This is a genomic window from Exiguobacterium sp. EA-TM-5, from assembly GCF_053878415.1.
The window spans coordinates 1,093,747-1,110,346 of record NZ_CM132670.1 but is presented as its reverse complement, the minus strand read 5'-3'; the positions used below and the strand labels follow the sequence as shown (position 1 = coordinate 1,110,346).

The window sequence follows — 16,600 nt, the reverse complement described above, 5'->3', positions numbered from 1 at the left end:
AGTGTACCGAATACGACGTCAAATTTCAACAAGCGGACCAAACGCTTCCTCCTGGTCACTCCTTATAGAGTAAACGTATCTTGTTTCGAAATAGTTTTTCATCATATCAAAAAGGGACCCGCCCGTAAGAGCGAGTCCCTGTTGCATTCATTATTCTGGTTCAATCAAACCGTAACGACCATCCTTACGACGGTAGACGACGTTCGTGTTGCCCGTTTCTGCGTCTGAGAAGACGAAGAACGCGTGCCCGAGCATGTCCATCTGAAGAATTGCTTCTTCCGTGTCCATTGGTTTGAGTGTGAAACGCTTCGTCCGAACGAGTTCGAGTTCAGCCTCATCCTCTTCATAGACAGGCGCTTCCGCCTCCGGTCCTTCGAGCGTTTTAAAGTACTCTCCGATGCCGCCTTCTTTAGCGCGCCCTCTCCGGTTCAACTTTGTTTTGTGTTTCCGGATCTGACGTTCGAGCTTATCGACGACGAGGTCGATTGCTGCATACATATCGCCATTGACATCCTCAGCACGAAGCAAGAGGTTTGGCATTGGAATCGTCACTTCGACTTTTTGTTTCTCATTGTTGACTTTGAGATTGACATAAGCCGTTTGCGCTTCCGTAGGAGTTGTAAAATAACGAGTTAACTTTTCAAGCTTTTTCTCGACGTAATCCTTGAGAGCATCTGTGACGTCCAAGTTTTCACCGCGAATGTTGTAGATCATGTAAACTCCTCCTTAAGTAACCGGTTGAACCTATGAATTCGAGATGATCCAGTCGTTTCCTTCTGAATATTCGAAATTCTTTGGTTCGTTTTTATTATAGCACGATAAGTGAAGGAAGACCATGAAAACGATGACATTCTCATGAACGTTCACTTCGGTTCTTAGCGTACGATAATATTGAAGCATGTTGATGTTAACGTATATACCCGTTTTGATTAGACTCAAAACAAAAAACCGCTTTTAGGCAAGACGCCTAAAAACGGTGGTGGCTGCTTCGTTTAGAGTTTAGATACGTTCGCAGCTTGTGGACCACGATCGCCTTCTACGATTTCAAACTCCACTTCTTCGCCTTCTTCAAGTGATTTGTAACCATCAGCTTGAATTGCTGAGAAGTGTACGAATACGTCTTTCGCATCAGACGTTTCAATGAAACCATAACCCTTTTCAGCGTTAAACCATTTGACTTTACCTTGTTCCATTCGAATTCACGTTCCCTTCGCAAACCAGAGTACGAGAGCAAGCTCTCACGAATTAGTCTATCAAAAGAAGGAATTATTGACAATTAAAAATTCTGATTATTTAGAAACCATTACCACTAAAATATCAATTTCCACCAAGACATTGTTCTATATTTCAAAAAATTACATTGTCATTACATTTGTAATATTGTATTATATCGTTAGTAATTACCTGTTTTATCCATTGTCCCATTTGAGGAGGATGTAGTCGACATGCGACCATTCCATAATGATGAAAAGTATCGAATCACGAAGCGGACCGTAGCAATCTTACCTTGTTACGACATGATGAAGCAGTCCATCATCGTTCTAGAAGATGGTTCTACCATCATGACACCACTTCGACCGTATCAACTGTTGCAATTATCGTGCAGGCAGTACAATAGTTCTATTGAGGAACGGATCGTCACCGCAAAACGTGTCGCATCCGTGAAAGGAAAAGTCCCGATTGTCATCGAACCGTCACTCGGCCTCGTCTTTTTCCCTACCAAATCACCGAAACGTGATGATTGCGAATGGTACGCTTGGAGTCATATGATTGATGTCCTCGAAGAGGATGGACAGACTAAGCTGAAGACCCGCAATGGCATGATCCTTCCCGTGAACGCCTCTCCTTACATCGTCCGCAACCAAATGAAAGCAACAGGTGAGCTTATGGCTCGCTATCAACAATTGAACGCGATGACATTAGAGGAACGCTTTAATGCAATCAAATCTTGAAAAAACGAAGGTTGGGCGATATTTTCGCTCAACCCTTTTTCGTTTCTGCCGATATATAATAAGATGATGTATTTTGAAAAAAGGAGGACGTTTGATGAATATCCAGTTGAATCCAGCTCGTTCGACGGTACCTGCCGGACAAACCGTACTTTCGGAGACGAAGACATATAAAGGAACCGTCTTGGAACAAACAGGACCGCATACGGCGCTCGTTCAAGTCGGACGGGATAAAATCGAGATGACATTCACTGGAGATGTTCCGACAGGTGATTTCCAGTTTAAAGTAAAAGGTCAAACAGCAGAAGGTTATCTGATCGAGCAGCTCCCAACCGTCTCGGAGCCCGACGCTGAAACACCGTCCGCCGTCTCGATTCCGTCAAACGTCGATCCCGCTTTACTCGAAGGCGTTCCAGCAGAACTAAAACCTGCTGTCGCAAAACTCCTTGCAAGCGGTCAGTTGCCTCAAACGCCAGAAGTCGTCGCTCAACTGGTCACGGCTCTACAAGGTAGTTACAAGGATCTTGTCCTTGAACTCGTCTCTCGTCCTGACCACACGCTCCCACCGGAAGCGGAACTCTTGATCGATAGTCTGTTAGCGACAACAGAAGACTTCGTCGACGTCCTTCCGGAACACGACGCCTTACGCGACCAACCAACGTTCGAAAAAGCTGTTGCACTTGACGTCGCACGCGTCACCTTACCGACGCAACGCGATATCGAGACCGCAACCCCACTGCATATGCGCCAGTACATTGAACACTTGCCACTAAAAGAACGTCCGGCACTGATCACAGCGCTTGATCAAGGGGACGTCGAAACGATCCGTAAACACCTGACACCTTACTTCCCGCAAGCTCCACTTGAGCCGAAGACGAGTGTCCGTGAACAATTGATCGGTCTGACGGCGCGTGCCGCAAGTCCGGTCGAGCCAGCCACTCCGATACGGTCGGCTCTGACGCTCGTCCGGGAAGTGACTCCTCGATTAGCGGAAGTAACGAACGATTTCAAGAGCCAACAGCGAACGATCGTATCGCAACTTCGGCAAATCGAACCACTCGTCGAGTCCCGCCCGGTGCAAATGGTCGCTGTCATCGAAAGTACGGCACACCGCTTGAAGCAAATGTTCCAGCAAACGGACGCGATGTTGCATACGACGATGCGGGATGAAAAACAATTGATTCATTTCTTGTCAAAACTCGAACTCGGCGCTGAACTCGCGTCACTCGGTCGGGGAACAGAAGCGAAGGCACTGCTACAAGAAGTCCGGACGGGCTTTGAAGCCTTCCGCTACGCGCCAGCGAACGTACGCCCGACCTATTTACCGGAATGGAACGCGCCAAGCACACGAACGCCAAGCGACGCACCGGCAAAGCTCGTACCGTATGAGCCAAAGCAAAACAGTCCGCGAGTCTTACAAGAAACGGTTCAAAAAGCGTTGCAGCTACAAAGTGCCGAGTTAAAGCTCGCTACTCCAACTCTCAACCCGGAAGCTTCGAAGCTTCAATCATTCTTGACAACGCAACAACAGGTCAATAAACCTGACAATCAACAACAGTTGAATCAGATCCTGTTATCACTTCCAGTCCAAATCGTCGAAGCGACGGCCGGTCTTCATGTTCATCTTCAAAATAAACGCCCGGATGAAGTGATCGACTGGGAAAACAATACGTTGTACGTCCAGTTGAATACGAAACGTCTCGGGGATATCGGAGTGCGTGTCGAAACCGTTAACCGAAAGATGCAAATCACGATCGAAAATGATCTTCCGATTCTTGAGCGACTTGCCGCTCCTTTCCTCGAACGGACGACAGATGCCTTAGAAGCGACCGGTTATCAGGATGTCCGGATTCAGTTCCGACCGTTCACGAAAGAAGAACGCCAAGACGTCGCCACGCAAAAAGATGAGACGCCAAACGGGTATGATTACCGGATTTAAAGGAGGACGCTATGTACCAGAAAATTGATTTGAAGCACCGAAAATCTGCCGCCGTTCTGCGTTACGATGAAGCATCTGGACAAGCACCCGTCGTCGTCGCCCGCGCGACAGGACAAGCGGCAGACCGGATCTTACAGGAAGCTCGAGCCAATGGGATTGCTGTCGAACATGATACCTCGTTACTCGGTCACCTACTCGATCTTGATCTTGGGACCGCAATTCCACCGCAACTCTATGACGTCATGGCAGAACTCCTCTTATTGATCGAAGAACTGGACCACGCGAAAGGACGACAGACATGACAGAACAAGAACTGTATCAGATGACTCCACAACAATTGACGGAAAAAATGTTGCAAGGACTTGTCTTTCAGTACGAACAGGCAATCACGGCGATTGAAGCAAAAGCGTTTGATCACATAAATGAACGTCTACAAAAAGCCTACGCGCTACTGACAAAGCTCTCGGAAGGACTCCATGACGACGGCGGGATCATCACGTCTCAACTTGAAGCGTTGTACTTCTATCTCGGTCAACAGACTCTGCGTGCCTACACAGAACATCACGTGCTCACGGAAGCACTTTTCCTTGCTGAAGAACTGCTAATTACGTGGCAAGCAGCAAGTACAGATAAGCGCCCGCTCGCCCGGGCAGCCCACCATGCAGGATATGAAAGGATGGCATACGAATGAGAATCTCAAACAACGTCCAGGCTCTAAAGGCGTATCGCAACCTGACGGCGAATCAATTAAACGTTAAGACAACGATGGATAAACTATCAAGTGGTCAAAAAATCAACCGCGCTGCGGACGATGCTGCCGGTCTCGCCATCTCTGAGAAGATGCGGAATCGCTTGCAGGCACTCGATAAAGCGGAACAAAACGTTCTGGACGGCATCTCGATGGTGCAGACGTTAGAAGGCGGCATGAATGAAACGCATAGTCTCTTACAACGGATGCGCGAACTCGCCGTCCAAGCAGGTAACGGAACACTTGCTCCTGAAGACCGTTCTTCGATCCAATCCGAAATTGACCAATTGACGAATGAAGTGACACGGATCGCAAAGACGACCCAGTTCAACGGTAAAGACATCCTGACGGGTGACTTCGGTGAAGGGAAAAGTACTCTATTCATTCAAACAAATACTGGTGCTAACGAGGGGATTTCAATTAATGTAGAGGATATGCGTTCATTAGCACTTGGTATTAGTACTACGACAGCACCAGCGACAGGTAGTGTCGCCATGACGGACACGAGTGGCACGAACGAATATGCTTTGAGCATCATGACAAGTAACAACGCAGACACTGCTGTTTCTCTTTATACAAAGGCCATTGATAGTGTGTCAAATCAACGCGCGAAGCTTGGTGCGATCCAGAACCGTTTTGAAGCAACGAATTCCGTTCTCAGTATCAGCCGCGAGAACTTGACGGCGTCCGAGTCACGGATTCGCGATACCGATATGGCACGGGAAATGATGGAGTATGCGAAATATAACATCCTCAACCAATCCGGTATGGCCATGATTGCGCAAGCGAACGCATTACCGCAAGGCGTCTTGCAACTACTCAACTAAGAAGGAAGTGTCATTTATGGACATTCGCCGCATTCAAGAAACCCAACGACTTCAGGCAGCTCGGTCCGGTCCTCGGGAAGTCGAGGCATCGACGACCTTCTCTGCCTTAATGCAGGATAAACGAGAACACAAAGGCTATGAACGTCTCCAGCAAAAGTTACTGCTCGTCGAAGAACACGGTCAACTCCTCGCTGAGAGTCATACGATCGAAAACCTAGAGAGCTACAAGGAGAAGATCAAGGACTTCCTGAAGGATGCACTGGATCAGTCACAACAACTAGAAGAGAAACGTGGCTTCAATCGCCGCGGACGAACGAAAATCTATAAGGTCGTCGAACAGGTCGATACGAAGCTATTGCAATTGACGGACACCGTCTTATCCGGAGAATCAAGACGACTTGATATTTTAGATCAAGTCGGTGAAATCAAAGGCATGCTCGTTAACGTCTTTGTCTAATCCGACATCACGAGGAGATTATCCATGCCTGAGTTGTATTTTAAAAAATGTAAGTGTACCTATTGTTTAAAAGAAACAGAGACGAAGCGTGTCCTGTCCCGTCATATCCGGGTTGAGCGCACGGATTTCGATGGCTTCGTCCATTACCAAGGATCGAACCCCTACCTGTATGAACCGATTCAGTGTTCGCACTGCCGCTTCGTCTTTCATGAGTCGTTTGAAAAGTTGCGGACGGACGTGCGTCAGACGCTCGAAGAGCAAATCTTGCCGACGCTCCCGGTATTACCGTTCGCAGCGACGGAGCGAACGATTGAACAATCCTTACAGCTATATAAATTAGCGCTCTATACGGCGCAAGTGACCGGACAAAAAGAAGCAATCCTCGCCATGCTCGGCGTCCGGATTGCCTGGATGTACCGGATGCTCGGAGACGAAGCACAAGAATTGCAGTGGATGGAACGGTCGGTTACGAAGTACGAAGCCTTATATCTCAATTATACCGACGCTGTTCGTACCGGTATCCCCCACGATGTCCTCTTACTGCGGATCAGTGACTTGTATGCTGTCTTAAAACGGACGGATGATGCGAAACAATGGTATGGTCTCATCTTCCAAAGTAAGACCGTGTCGGACCGGACGAAAAAAGAAGCACGGGAACATTGGGAATTGTATCGCGAAACACATAACGTCTAACCAAACTACATAAAAAAGGAGGATCATGCATGCGACAGATGTCTCGCGTCCAGTGGTATGTCATCGTTACGTACATTGCCATTCTCGGATCAAGCTGGTTTCATGCTGGTCCGATTTTTGCTGTCTTCAGTACGATTGCCGGACTTCTCTATTGCTCATGGGTCGCTCGTACTTCCGGCACGTTACCGATCATCCGGCGAGCAATCGAGTGGTTCACGATCGGTATCATCTTGAACTTTGCCTTTAGCTTCTTACCAGTTGCCTGGCATCCACCGGAGCTCGATACCGTCGTCAACCTGACGATTACCGGCTTTTTTATCCTGACAGCGCGGACATTCGCGAAACAGATCAATTGGACGACGGTCCGTCGCTTACCGCTTCTTTACGTCGACGGGATTTTACTCTTTGGTATGACGTTCGTCTTCGGCTATACGATCGTCTTACGCTATATCCCAGATTTCGCCCGTTCTCCAATCGAACTCGTCGGGATGAGCGGTTTTGCACTTAGCTTCATGGCACAACTGTTCTTTTTCTTCTTACTTTATACGACTGGCTTACACAATAAATCACATCGCTTACTGATTCGATCGATGCTATTGTTCATCTTTGCGATTTTCGGGTACTATACGTTTTTCATCCGGAATCAGCTCGACATCGCCAGTTGGTTCTTTCCGCTGTACCCGGTCAGCTTATACGGTCTCTTACGGTATTATCGCAAATCGCACTCACCAGAAGCCTCTGAACGATGGACGATCTCGTACCTTCCCTACCTCAGTCTATTAATTGTCGTCGGTGGCATCTCGTACGTACCGATCCCATCTACCATCTACTGGAGCAGTCTCATCGGTCTCTTCTCGCTCTTTTTCGTACGCCAATTTTTCTCCGAGCGTCAAAACACACGACTCTTGCGTGAGTTGGGCCTCTCGGAAAATGAGTTATTGCAACGCGTCAGCGAAAAAACGGAGCGCCTCGAACTGCGAAAGGAAGAGTACCGTCGGCTATTTTTGAATCATCCGTATCCAATCGTTCGGATGGACGCCAACGGTCATGAAAAAGCGATGAATCCAATTGCGGAACAGTATTTCCCTGCCGGACAGCTTCCGGATCATCTAATGGAACAGATCGTCCCGATCAGTTGGCAAGGAACACCGATTGAACATCAATTGATGCAACTCGACGATGGACGTGCTTTTGAAGTGACGGTCATCTCGATTCCGCGCGAGCATGACTTCTACATCATCTTAGCGGACCGGACGCATGCTTTGACAGAAGAACGGATGTTGCGCTCGCTCGGATACCAGGACGCGCTCACTGGATTACCGAATCGTCGTTACTTCGAGGAAGTTCTATCAAATGAACTACCACATTGGCAAGAAGGATCATTACTGTTCATCGACTTAGATGGCTTTAAAGACATCAATGATCAGTTCGGTCATGACGCGGGGGACTTCGTTCTACAAGAGACGGCACGACGTCTAGAAGCCGACCTGCAGGAAGCAGAGATGGCTGCACGACTTGGAGGTGACGAATTCATCGTCTTCTTACACCGAAATCGAGCGGGCACGATCCATTACGCAGAAAGTATTCTCAAGCGGCTGAATGAGGTATTCCTTTATCAAGCGCAGACGATGCACGTCACACCTTCGATCGGGATTGCACGTTACCCGGAAGACGGAACGACGACGAGTCTCCTGTTGATTCGTGCGGACGAAGCGATGTATACCGTCAAGCAGGAAGACAAAAATGCTTATCGCTTCAAATAAAAAGAACGGAATCCACGGATTCCGTTCTTTTTATCGTGTCATGATTCACGGCGATACTTTTCTTCCTCATACGCATCCGGTTGTTCCGAGATCGGACGCTCGAGCGCTTCCCAAGACTCCGTCTCGACATCCGGTTCAATGAACTGATCGTACGAACCGTCCGATTGAAAATAGGTTTGTGGGACACGGCGTTTACTCTGCTCTTGTTTCTTCACGAAAGATTCCTCCCTCACGCAAAAACATTACTGACGCGAATCAAAATACGGGGAAAAGCTATTGTCGACATCCTCGTACGGATCGACATATGACTTCCGGCTCGACTGCGTTTGACGCAACTGACTAATTTGTACCCCTAATTTAGCCGTTTCCGCTGATAATTTCAAGTCAATTTGTCGGCTGTCTGCCACCAACTCCTGAATGATCGCTTGATTTGCACCGGCTAGTAAATTGGAATGTGCGGCAATGAACGCTTCCCGTTCATTCAGCAGATGCTGAATTTTTTCAATCCAATCATCATACGTCTCTTCGCTCGGCGTCTGATCAAGTAATTCCATCAACCGTTTCGTCTTGAGGCGAAGCGGATCAAGCGGACTCATCGTTGCTTCGCGAGCTTCATCGCTTCTTTCCACGTCTCACGGAACTCTTCCGCAAAGCCTATCACTTCCTCGATCGCGACGACATCATTCTTGATGTTCGCATCCATCAACCGCATTTGCATATAATCATACAATGCATTCAAGTCTTTTGATAATGCAATCGACTGATTGAGTGTCAGTTGCAGTTCACTGATGATCGCTTGTGCTTTTTGGATGTTTGTATTCTTTTGTTCGATCAATCCTTGTTCAATCGATCGTTTCGCGAGCATCGCAAATTTGATCAATCCTTCATACAGCATGAGCGTCAAATCTTGTGGTAATGCTGTTGTGACTGAATTTGTCTGATACGTAGCATAAGGATTCATTACGTTGCCTCCTTCATTATTATCCTTGACCGAGATAGCCTGCAAGTGTAGCCGACTGACTGTTCGCTTGGTTCATGGCTTGTTCCATCGCTGCGAATCGACGATAGTAGCTATCTTCTTTACGTTTGAGCTTGTCTTCCCAAGACAGCATGCTTTTATCGATATCTGCAAGCGACTTACCAAGTCGGTACGTTGTCGCGACAGATCCATCACGCCCAGCGACGTTCGAAATTTTATCACGCAAATTCGTCGTAAAAGTTTGAATTTGGCGAACGAAACCACTTAATCCATTCGGGTTATCGATTTCCGTTCCATCAGCTTGCTTGATTTTAGCGGGTGCATCTGCCGTAAAGAGACGATAGACACCATCCGGATGTTTTTCGAGCATCTCTTTTAATTTTGTTTCGTCAAGTTTGATTTTCCCACCATCACGGAAATCACTCGTCGACGTAATCCCGATTTGTGACAGTGAACTTAGCACGACAGGACCTGAAGCAGAAGGAATCGTGTAGCCGGTATCAATCTTCGCTGACAACGTACTGCGGAAGTCATTCATGCCATCACGCAAGTAAGGATCATTTTTCAAGACACCACTCATCGCTTTTTCTTCCCACTTCTTGACTTCGTCTTCGCTTAGTTCTTTTCGCTGGGCATCAGTCAACGGTTGAAAATCTCGATACTTCTCTTCTCGAACTTTCTTGTTCATCTTATCGATCATGTCATTATACTTATCGACGAACTTCTTAATCGAATCAAAGTTCGCCTGTGTGTCAAGTTTAGTATTGATTGTCGTTGAAGTGTCTGTCGCACTGTTCAAAGTAATTGTTAATCCGTTTTGCGTAAAGGTATTTGACTTTTGTTCGAGTTCTTGTCCACCAATAACGTAAATTGCATTTTTACCTTCTACTCCGGCAGTCGAAGTTTTCGCAACATCAGTACTAATTGTGGCGTCACGAATGACGATGTCGTCTCCTGAACCCAAGTCACCACTACTTGTTTTGGTTAGGACTAGTTTACCTGTCAGTTCATTATAAACAGCATTCATTCCTAAACTAGTCTTTGCATTGATTGCAGCTGTCAAATCAGAAATTTTTTGCGTAGCATCCAGTTCTAGCGTTTCCGAGACAGATGTTCCTGCCGCGTCAAATGTATTAATCTGTACTTTAACTTTTCCACTTGATGAATCAAACCAGGCTGTATCTTTTAATGCAGTGTCACTTGATTTTCCGTTATCAGTCTTTAATGTGACTGCCGATGCTGTTGCTAATTGTTTTACCTTATCAATCGTCAAACTACCTTCTGTCGCACTTGTACTTGCTGTCACTAGGATAGCAGACGAAGAACTAGACACTGTCTTAGCTGAGTAGTTTTTAGAAAACAACATATCACTCGCAGCAGAACGTAAATCAAGCAACGCTCGATTCATTTCACGATACGCATCGCGTTGCCACGTCATCGTCTGTTTCTTTTGCGATAAGCGATCGACGGGAGCACGCTCCGCCTGCATTAATTGTTTAATCATTGTTTCGGTGTCGATGCCGCTCGCTAGTCCGCTGAGTCGGATTCCTGCCATCGAATCAGTCCCTTCTCTTATTAAATCCGTTTATCAATCAATTGGTTGAATTCAAGAAATGCTGCAAAGAAATCAAGTTCCTTTTTACTTGGAATCTCTTGTACGACATTATCGTTCGTATCCACGACCTGAATATAATACTCGTTTAATTTTTCATGTTTGACGAACTTCAATCCTGTCCGTTGCAATTCCAGCTTCACATTCGCTTGCTCAATCGCTACTTCAAGTTTTTGGACGTGTTGAGGAGTCGGCAAGACAATGACGCCATCTTCCTCCAACTCTGCTTGGTTTGCTTCGACGAAGACATTTTTCGTCGCTTCATATGGTAAAACGTTCGAAGGCAGGTGAAGCCGGATTTCCGTATTGATGGAATTCATTGTCTGTCACTCCTTATTTATTCTCTATGTAATGTATCGGTCTATTAGCTTAATTCTTAATACTATTTAATTTATAAAACCTATCATTCAATTAAACCAATAAAAAAAAGCCATGGAACGAGCCCATGACTTTAAGTAATCTATAAATCCGATTAACGGAGTAATTGAAGAACACCTTGTGGCTGTTGGTTAGCTTGAGCTAACATTGCTTGAGCAGCCTGTGCAAGAATCGAGTTCTTTGTTTGGTTCATCATTTCTTTCGCCATATCAACGTCACGAATACGTGATTCAGCCGCTGTAATGTTTTCAGAAGATGTTTTCAAGTTATTGATTGTGTGCTCAAGACGGTTTTGAACAGCACCAAGTTTTCCGCGTTCAGAAGAAACCGTTTTGATTGCTTTATCAAGAGCAGTAAGTGATTGTGAAGCTCCTGATTGTGAAGAAACGTCTACGTTAGCAATACCAAGAGCTGATGAACGCATGTCGTTTACTCCGAATGTAATTGTTTGACCTTTGTTAGCACCGATTTGGAATGTCATTCCACCATTTCCTGATGCTTCTGTTTGAGCTTGAGTCAATCCAAGATCTTTAACAAGTGAAGATCCTTCAGACTCATTAAATGATACAGGTCCGTTTGAAGAAGAAACCGTGAAGTGACCACCTTTTGCTTCTACAAATACTGCATCTTTGTCAATGAATCCTTCTTGTCCTTTTGATAATCCAGCACCTGTATTGTATGTGTCGATTGCTGCACGCATTTTTGTTTGAATATCTGTTGCTACAGTTGTTGCATCACTGTTAGCAGCTGCCGCTGTTAATGCTGCAGTTTGTAATTTAACACCACCAACTTCAAATGAAAGCTTTTCAGCTGTTACTGCTTTTGCTAATTGGTCTTGTCCAGCTGCAGTTGTAGTTGCTGCGTCAGCAAATGTATCAAGTACAGTTGCATTTGTAGTATCCAATTTAGAAGTTTGTCCGTTTGAACCACTTTCTAAAACTAATTTTCCACCTGCTTCGTATACTTTAACAGGAGCTACACTTGTTCCATTTGCAGCATTGTGTGCTGAAATAGCATCATTTAAAACGCGACCAATCGCATCTTTAATATCCGATTTTTGAGAATCTGTCATTGCTGTTGTTGAGTAATCACCTTTGAATAATGTTTTTTCAGCATCAGTAAGGCCTTTATCCCAGTCAACTTCAATTTCAACATTATCAACTTTGATTTTATCTTTTGCTGCTAAAGATACACCTGATGCATCTACAGCAGAGAAGTTAGTAGCACCAGTTAACTTAGCGGCTGTTTGATTTAACACATTTGATCCGATTGTGCTATCACTGCCAACAGTAGCACCAGCTGATTTCAAAGCACCATTCAATAATTTTTGTGTATTGAATTCAGTCGTGTTACCAATGCGATCTACTTCTTCTTTTAATTGCTTGACTTCATCTTGAATCGCTTTACGATCATCGTTCGTAATTGTACCGTTTGCTGATTGATCCGCGAGTTCACGAACACGTTGAAGAATATCGTGTGTTTCATTCAATGCACCCTCAGCCGTTTGAATCAATGAAATTCCGTCTTGTGCGTTACGTGATGCTTGATCAAGTCCACGAACCTGAGCACGCATTTTTTCAGAGATTGCAAGACCAGCTGCATCGTCACCTGCACGGTTGATACGAAGACCTGAAGCTAATTTTTCCATTGATTTGCTTTGCGCAGCAGAAGCTGAAGATAGCTTACTGTGCGTATTGAGAGCTGTAATGTTGTGATTGATAATCATTGTAATTTCCCTCCATAGGATAAGTTTTTTGTCTCTTCGAAGATCCGTCTTCTCCGAGATGTGCCCCCTGGCCGGCCCAAGGGTGACACGGTAGAATTAGTCGATGACTGCTTCCACCCTATATATCGTCGTCCCTCCGAAATGTTTAATGCTTTTTTCAAAAAAATCCAAAAAAAAAATCGTGCATCCCGTTTCAGGATACACGATTCCTCATCATTCAAAGACGCGTCGCGCCTGTCTCTTCCTGTAATTGCTCCGCTACTGCAACCAATTCTTCCATCGCGCCGTTGACTTCACCGAGTGAAGCCGCTTGATGACTTGATGCCTGCAAGACTTGCTCTGCGTGTTTCGATGCTTCCTCGACCATCGCAAGGATATTCGCTGTCGTCAGACCGACTTGATCAATCTCTTGGTCCGATTTGACAACGAGTTGGTCGACCGATTTCACGCGTGAATAGACATGCTCCGTCGAATGATGAATCTCTTCAAATGACGAACCAGCTTGTTCGACGAGCCCGACGCCTGTCGCGACTTCGTTTTGGACATCCGTCATCGCGTTCGCCGTATCATTAACGAGACGTTTGACGCCTGAAATCAGATCCGTGATTTCTTTTGCTGACGTCGCAGTTTGCTCCGCGAGTTTTTTAACTTCCGCTGCAACGACAGCAAAGCCACGCCCTGCTTCACCCGCACGTGCCGCTTCAATCGAAGCATTCAAGCTGAGTAGATTCGTCTGAGCAGAAATGTCACTGATGACATCCGTGATGCGTGAGATTTCACCTGTCATGTCCGTCAATCGACCGTTGAGTGTCGCTGACTGCTCCATCTTCTTCGAAATCATATGCATCGCTTCAACCGAATCCGTCGCGAGTGTCTTCCCGTTCTGCGCTTCCGTCTGCATGACTGTCGCTGATTTCAACGCTTCGTTCATTTCTGCTGCGACTTCATCCATCGTCCGCTTGACCGCACCGAGTGCGTCCATTGATAGATAGGCTTGATCAACGTTTTCGTTCATTTTTGCAGATAACTCCGCCATTGCTGAACGAATGCTTTCACCAGACGCGTTTCCTTCTTGGACAGCTGCTGCGATTTCTTGCGCTGACGCCGTCAATTTATCGCTTGAGCTCCCCATTTGTGTTGCTTGTTTGCGGATATGTAAGACCATTACTTCGAGCTCATGCATGAGCTGATCGACTTCATCTCCACGTTTTGCTTCTTCAAAATCAACATCGAAGTTGCCGTTTGCGACTTCGCGTGCTGTCTCGGTCGCCTTTTCAATCGCTTTGATTGGTTGACGGAGAATGAGTTGTGTCAACGTCGTTCCAATCAATGAGAGGAGAAGACCGATACCCGCTCCAACCCAGATCGCATTCGTATCCGCGACGTCGAGCCCACGGTGTAGATATAAGACGAGTTGTGCTGAGATACCACTTGTGACGGCCGAGATCACCAATACCCAAAAGAACAATCGTAACTTCAAGTTTCTTCGAAATCTTTTCATAACTGCGACTTCCCTTCTTGGTTCTTCTTTTCACCGTTCTATCTATCGGTTGATAATGAAAGCGATTTTAGTCGATTGACCTGATTTCAGAATAAAATTACCAAATCTCTCCCATACAAAAAATCCTCTTTCCCTTGTGTTATCAGGAAAAGAGGATACGAGTATCAGTTACGATTGATTTCGACGTATTTATAGGAAATATCCGTTCCGACATTGTGTCGCGCGAGATTCTTCACTTCTGTATTTTGTAAGAAAGCATTCTTTCGCTGGTAGACCGGTGAGATCGCTTGATCGTCGAGCAATACGCTTTCCGCCTTACTGAGTAATGCAAGACGCTTATCCTGATCAAGTTCACTTTCAGCCTGCTTCAAGAGACGGTCATACTGCTTGTTCGAGTAGTCCATCATGTTGAACGGGTTACCGGTCGTAAACAAGTTCAAGTAAGTCGTCGCGTCCTGATAGTCCGGTGCCCAACTCGCGAGTGACAGATCGTAATCCCCTCGTCCTTCACGGGCGAGACGTTCTTTCTTCGGCAGTGACAACAGTTTAACGTCGACGTTCTGTTTCTTCAACGCCCCTTGAATATACTCACCGATTTTTTTTGAGACATCATCGTCTTCAATCAACATCGTCAATTCAAGATTTTGTTTGGCAAGCACCTTGTTCGCAGCTGCTACATCATACGACGATTTGATTTGACGCGCGTTGTCATACTTCGGATCGAGTTCTTGCGGCACGATGTAGTCCGCAGGCAGTGATCCGTTTCCGAGTAATGTTTCCGTTAATGCCTTTTTATCGTACGCTGCATCGATTGCTTGACGTGTCTGCTTGTCTTTCAACGCATCCGTCTTTTCATTCATCCGAATGAAGAACATCCGCGAATCGCTGAACGTGTTGTACTCTTTTTTGTCTTTGTACGTGACGACATTTTCTGAGTTGAGTGGTGCGACATCGAGCTCGCCTGACTCGAACAAGTTGATCGCAAGCATCGGATCCTTGATGATCTTGACGTCAACTTCGTCGATCTTGACGTTCTTCCGGTCTGCGTACTCAGCATTCTTCGCAAGCGTATAACCTTGCTCCGCTTGATACTTCTTGAACGTGAACGGTCCGTTGTAGACGTTCGTTTTCGGGTCCGTCCCGAACTGGTCGCCTTCTGCTTTGACGATATCTTCACGAACCGGCATATAGGTGCCGAACGTCGTCATGCTGAGAAAGTACGGTGTCGGACGTTTCAGTTCAATCCGGAGTGTCTCGTCATCGACGGCTGTCGTTTTTTCAACTGGCTCAAGCAAGTACGCGAACGGTGAATTCGTTTCGACGACACGTTCGAACGCATAACGGAAGTTCTCCGCTGTGACGGGCTTCCCATCCGACCATTTGGCATTTGGGTCCAGCTTAAACGTATAGACTTTTCCGTCCTCTGACACGCTATGTGATTTCGCCGCTGCCGGAACAAGTTCGTTGTTCGCGTCGAAGCGATAGAGCCCTTCATAAATTTGGTTGAAGATGTTTGACGTGATGGCATCTGCCGGGTCAACCGACAGAAGATCGTAACTTTCCATCGTATGCAAAATCTTCTTATCTGCTTTTTTATCCTCTGCTGGTTCTGTCGTTGCACATCCTGCGAGTAAAACTGCCGTGCTCGCCGCTGCGATCAATGTTTTTTTCATGTGTAGTGCCTCCTGAGAAATATGATGAGCGTTGGATGATTCGGCATGTGACGTACAAAAAAGACGCCCTCTACGCATAGCTAATAGCTAATGCATAGAGGACGCCTGTATCCGCGCGGTGCCACCTCTGATTGAGACGAAAAATCGTCTCCACTTGTCGCTGGTCCAACAACCAGCTAGCCCGGTAACGGGGGCAACCGTCCTGTCTACTCGAAGGTTCAACAGGCTCTCAGCGGTCCATTCTCGTTCAGCTTACCGTGTCAGGCTCTCACCATTCCTGACTCGCTTGGTCGGCAGTGTTGACGATACTTACTCCGCGTCGTCGATGTAATTGATATGGCTTAACTTGTTGTTT

18 protein-coding genes and 1 other annotated feature are annotated in these 16,600 nt (G+C 46.3%); of the genes, 8 read left to right on the top strand and 10 right to left on the bottom strand.

Features of this window, described 5'->3' with window-relative positions; genetic code table 11:
- Positions 1-150 precede the first annotated feature (150 nt).
- Complete coding sequence (gene hpf / locus ACV3PA_RS05715) at positions 151-714, bottom strand: ribosome hibernation-promoting factor, HPF/YfiA family (protein ID WP_035410035.1); 564 nt, start codon at positions 712-714, stop codon at positions 151-153.
- A 278-nt stretch (positions 715-992) separates the two neighbouring features.
- On the bottom strand, positions 993-1,193 hold the full coding sequence (locus ACV3PA_RS05710; protein ID WP_053454190.1) for a cold shock domain-containing protein: 201 nt from the start codon (positions 1,191-1,193) through the stop codon (positions 993-995).
- Between the two features lie 252 nt (positions 1,194-1,445).
- On the opposite strand from ACV3PA_RS05710, the gene ACV3PA_RS05705 reads away from it, so the two are divergent.
- The 8 genes from ACV3PA_RS05705 (at position 1,446) to ACV3PA_RS05670 (ending at position 8,376) form a co-directional block, all read left to right on the top strand.
- Positions 1,446-1,952: a competence protein ComK gene (locus ACV3PA_RS05705; RefSeq protein ID WP_023469249.1), complete on the top strand. Its 507-nt coding sequence runs from the start codon at positions 1,446-1,448 to the stop codon at positions 1,950-1,952.
- A gap of 94 nt (positions 1,953-2,046) precedes the next feature.
- Positions 2,047-3,888: a hypothetical protein gene (locus ACV3PA_RS05700; RefSeq protein WP_456125816.1), complete on the top strand. Its 1,842-nt coding sequence runs from the start codon at positions 2,047-2,049 to the stop codon at positions 3,886-3,888.
- Between the two features lie 11 nt (positions 3,889-3,899).
- Positions 3,900-4,190 (top strand): EscU/YscU/HrcU family type III secretion system export apparatus switch protein, encoded by a 291-nt coding sequence (locus ACV3PA_RS05695; RefSeq protein ID WP_053454192.1) that lies wholly within the window; start codon positions 3,900-3,902, stop codon positions 4,188-4,190.
- Positions 4,187-4,579 (top strand): flagellar export chaperone FliS, encoded by a 393-nt coding sequence (locus ACV3PA_RS05690; RefSeq protein WP_456125815.1) that lies wholly within the window; start codon positions 4,187-4,189, stop codon positions 4,577-4,579. Before ACV3PA_RS05695 ends, ACV3PA_RS05690 begins: the two co-directional genes overlap by 4 nt.
- Complete coding sequence (locus tag ACV3PA_RS05685; protein ID WP_053454194.1) at positions 4,576-5,463, top strand: flagellin N-terminal helical domain-containing protein; 888 nt, start codon at positions 4,576-4,578, stop codon at positions 5,461-5,463. The genes ACV3PA_RS05690 and ACV3PA_RS05685 overlap by 4 nt, the downstream gene beginning before the upstream one ends.
- Before the next feature lie 16 nt (positions 5,464-5,479).
- Positions 5,480-5,920: a YaaR family protein gene (locus tag ACV3PA_RS05680; RefSeq protein WP_053454195.1), complete on the top strand. Its 441-nt coding sequence runs from the start codon at positions 5,480-5,482 to the stop codon at positions 5,918-5,920.
- Between the two features lie 24 nt (positions 5,921-5,944).
- Positions 5,945-6,613, top strand: coding sequence for a DUF2225 domain-containing protein (locus ACV3PA_RS05675; RefSeq protein WP_053454196.1), 669 nt, complete (start codon positions 5,945-5,947; stop codon positions 6,611-6,613).
- A 29-nt stretch (positions 6,614-6,642) separates the two neighbouring features.
- A complete protein-coding gene (locus ACV3PA_RS05670) occupies positions 6,643-8,376 on the top strand; it encodes a diguanylate cyclase (RefSeq protein WP_456125814.1) in 1,734 nt (577 codons plus the stop codon).
- A 38-nt stretch (positions 8,377-8,414) separates the two neighbouring features.
- On the opposite strand, the gene ACV3PA_RS05665 is transcribed toward ACV3PA_RS05670, so the two are convergent.
- The 8 genes from ACV3PA_RS05665 to ACV3PA_RS05630 all read right to left on the bottom strand — a co-directional run bounded on the left by ACV3PA_RS05665 (position 8,415) and on the right by ACV3PA_RS05630 (position 16,245).
- Complete coding sequence (locus tag ACV3PA_RS05665) at positions 8,415-8,591, bottom strand: hypothetical protein (protein WP_200904903.1); 177 nt, start codon at positions 8,589-8,591, stop codon at positions 8,415-8,417.
- A gap of 27 nt (positions 8,592-8,618) precedes the next feature.
- Positions 8,619-9,005: a hypothetical protein gene (locus ACV3PA_RS05660; RefSeq protein ID WP_394679119.1), complete on the bottom strand. Its 387-nt coding sequence runs from the start codon at positions 9,003-9,005 to the stop codon at positions 8,619-8,621.
- Positions 8,969-9,337 carry a flagellar export chaperone FliS gene (gene fliS / locus ACV3PA_RS05655; protein WP_053454199.1) on the bottom strand — a complete coding sequence of 123 codons (369 nt, stop codon included), beginning with the start codon at positions 9,335-9,337 and terminating at the stop codon, positions 8,969-8,971. Before fliS ends, ACV3PA_RS05660 begins: the two co-directional genes overlap by 37 nt.
- A gap of 19 nt (positions 9,338-9,356) precedes the next feature.
- A complete protein-coding gene (fliD, locus tag ACV3PA_RS05650) occupies positions 9,357-10,910 on the bottom strand; it encodes a flagellar filament capping protein FliD (protein ID WP_053454200.1) in 1,554 nt (517 codons plus the stop codon).
- 20 nt (positions 10,911-10,930) lie between these two features.
- Positions 10,931-11,287 carry a flagellar protein FlaG gene (locus ACV3PA_RS05645; RefSeq protein WP_035396237.1) on the bottom strand — a complete coding sequence of 119 codons (357 nt, stop codon included), beginning with the start codon at positions 11,285-11,287 and terminating at the stop codon, positions 10,931-10,933.
- 152 nt (positions 11,288-11,439) lie between these two features.
- On the bottom strand, positions 11,440-13,071 hold the full coding sequence (locus ACV3PA_RS05640; RefSeq protein WP_053454201.1) for a flagellin N-terminal helical domain-containing protein: 1,632 nt from the start codon (positions 13,069-13,071) through the stop codon (positions 11,440-11,442).
- A 217-nt stretch (positions 13,072-13,288) separates the two neighbouring features.
- Positions 13,289-14,572 carry a methyl-accepting chemotaxis protein gene (locus ACV3PA_RS05635; RefSeq protein WP_035396232.1) on the bottom strand — a complete coding sequence of 428 codons (1,284 nt, stop codon included), beginning with the start codon at positions 14,570-14,572 and terminating at the stop codon, positions 13,289-13,291.
- A 164-nt stretch (positions 14,573-14,736) separates the two neighbouring features.
- The gene (locus ACV3PA_RS05630) at positions 14,737-16,245 is read right to left on the bottom strand and encodes a peptide ABC transporter substrate-binding protein (RefSeq protein WP_456125813.1); all 1,509 of its coding nucleotides are present in this window, start codon (positions 16,243-16,245) and stop codon (positions 14,737-14,739) included.
- 94 nt (positions 16,246-16,339) lie between these two features.
- Positions 16,340-16,577: a binding site (T-box leader), on the bottom strand.
- Positions 16,578-16,600 lie beyond the last annotated feature (23 nt).

Bases quoted from the DNA above. Each gene is read 5' to 3' on its own strand.
- fliS (WP_053454199.1), bottom strand. From the start codon at position 9,337: ATGAATCCTTATGCTACGTATCAGACAAATTCAGTCACAACAGCATTA.
- ACV3PA_RS05710 (WP_053454190.1), bottom strand. From the start codon at position 1,193: ATGGAACAAGGTAAAGTCAAATGGTTTAACGCTGAAAAGGGTTATGGT.
- ACV3PA_RS05700 (WP_456125816.1), top strand. From the start codon at position 2,047: ATGAATATCCAGTTGAATCCAGCTCGTTCGACGGTACCTGCCGGACAA.
- ACV3PA_RS05635 (WP_035396232.1), bottom strand. From the start codon at position 14,572: ATGAAAAGATTTCGAAGAAACTTGAAGTTACGATTGTTCTTTTGGGTA.
- ACV3PA_RS05645 (WP_035396237.1), bottom strand. From the start codon at position 11,287: ATGAATTCCATCAATACGGAAATCCGGCTTCACCTGCCTTCGAACGTT.
- ACV3PA_RS05690 (WP_456125815.1), top strand. From the start codon at position 4,187: ATGACAGAACAAGAACTGTATCAGATGACTCCACAACAATTGACGGAA.
- ACV3PA_RS05685 (WP_053454194.1), top strand. From the start codon at position 4,576: ATGAGAATCTCAAACAACGTCCAGGCTCTAAAGGCGTATCGCAACCTG.
- ACV3PA_RS05675 (WP_053454196.1), top strand. From the start codon at position 5,945: ATGCCTGAGTTGTATTTTAAAAAATGTAAGTGTACCTATTGTTTAAAA.
- hpf (WP_035410035.1), bottom strand. From the start codon at position 714: ATGATCTACAACATTCGCGGTGAAAACTTGGACGTCACAGATGCTCTC.
- ACV3PA_RS05640 (WP_053454201.1), bottom strand. From the start codon at position 13,071: ATGATTATCAATCACAACATTACAGCTCTCAATACGCACAGTAAGCTA.
- ACV3PA_RS05630 (WP_456125813.1), bottom strand. From the start codon at position 16,245: ATGAAAAAAACATTGATCGCAGCGGCGAGCACGGCAGTTTTACTCGCA.
- ACV3PA_RS05680 (WP_053454195.1), top strand. From the start codon at position 5,480: ATGGACATTCGCCGCATTCAAGAAACCCAACGACTTCAGGCAGCTCGG.
- ACV3PA_RS05705 (WP_023469249.1), top strand. From the start codon at position 1,446: ATGCGACCATTCCATAATGATGAAAAGTATCGAATCACGAAGCGGACC.
- fliD (WP_053454200.1), bottom strand. From the start codon at position 10,910: ATGGCAGGAATCCGACTCAGCGGACTAGCGAGCGGCATCGACACCGAA.
- ACV3PA_RS05695 (WP_053454192.1), top strand. From the start codon at position 3,900: ATGTACCAGAAAATTGATTTGAAGCACCGAAAATCTGCCGCCGTTCTG.
- ACV3PA_RS05670 (WP_456125814.1), top strand. From the start codon at position 6,643: ATGCGACAGATGTCTCGCGTCCAGTGGTATGTCATCGTTACGTACATT.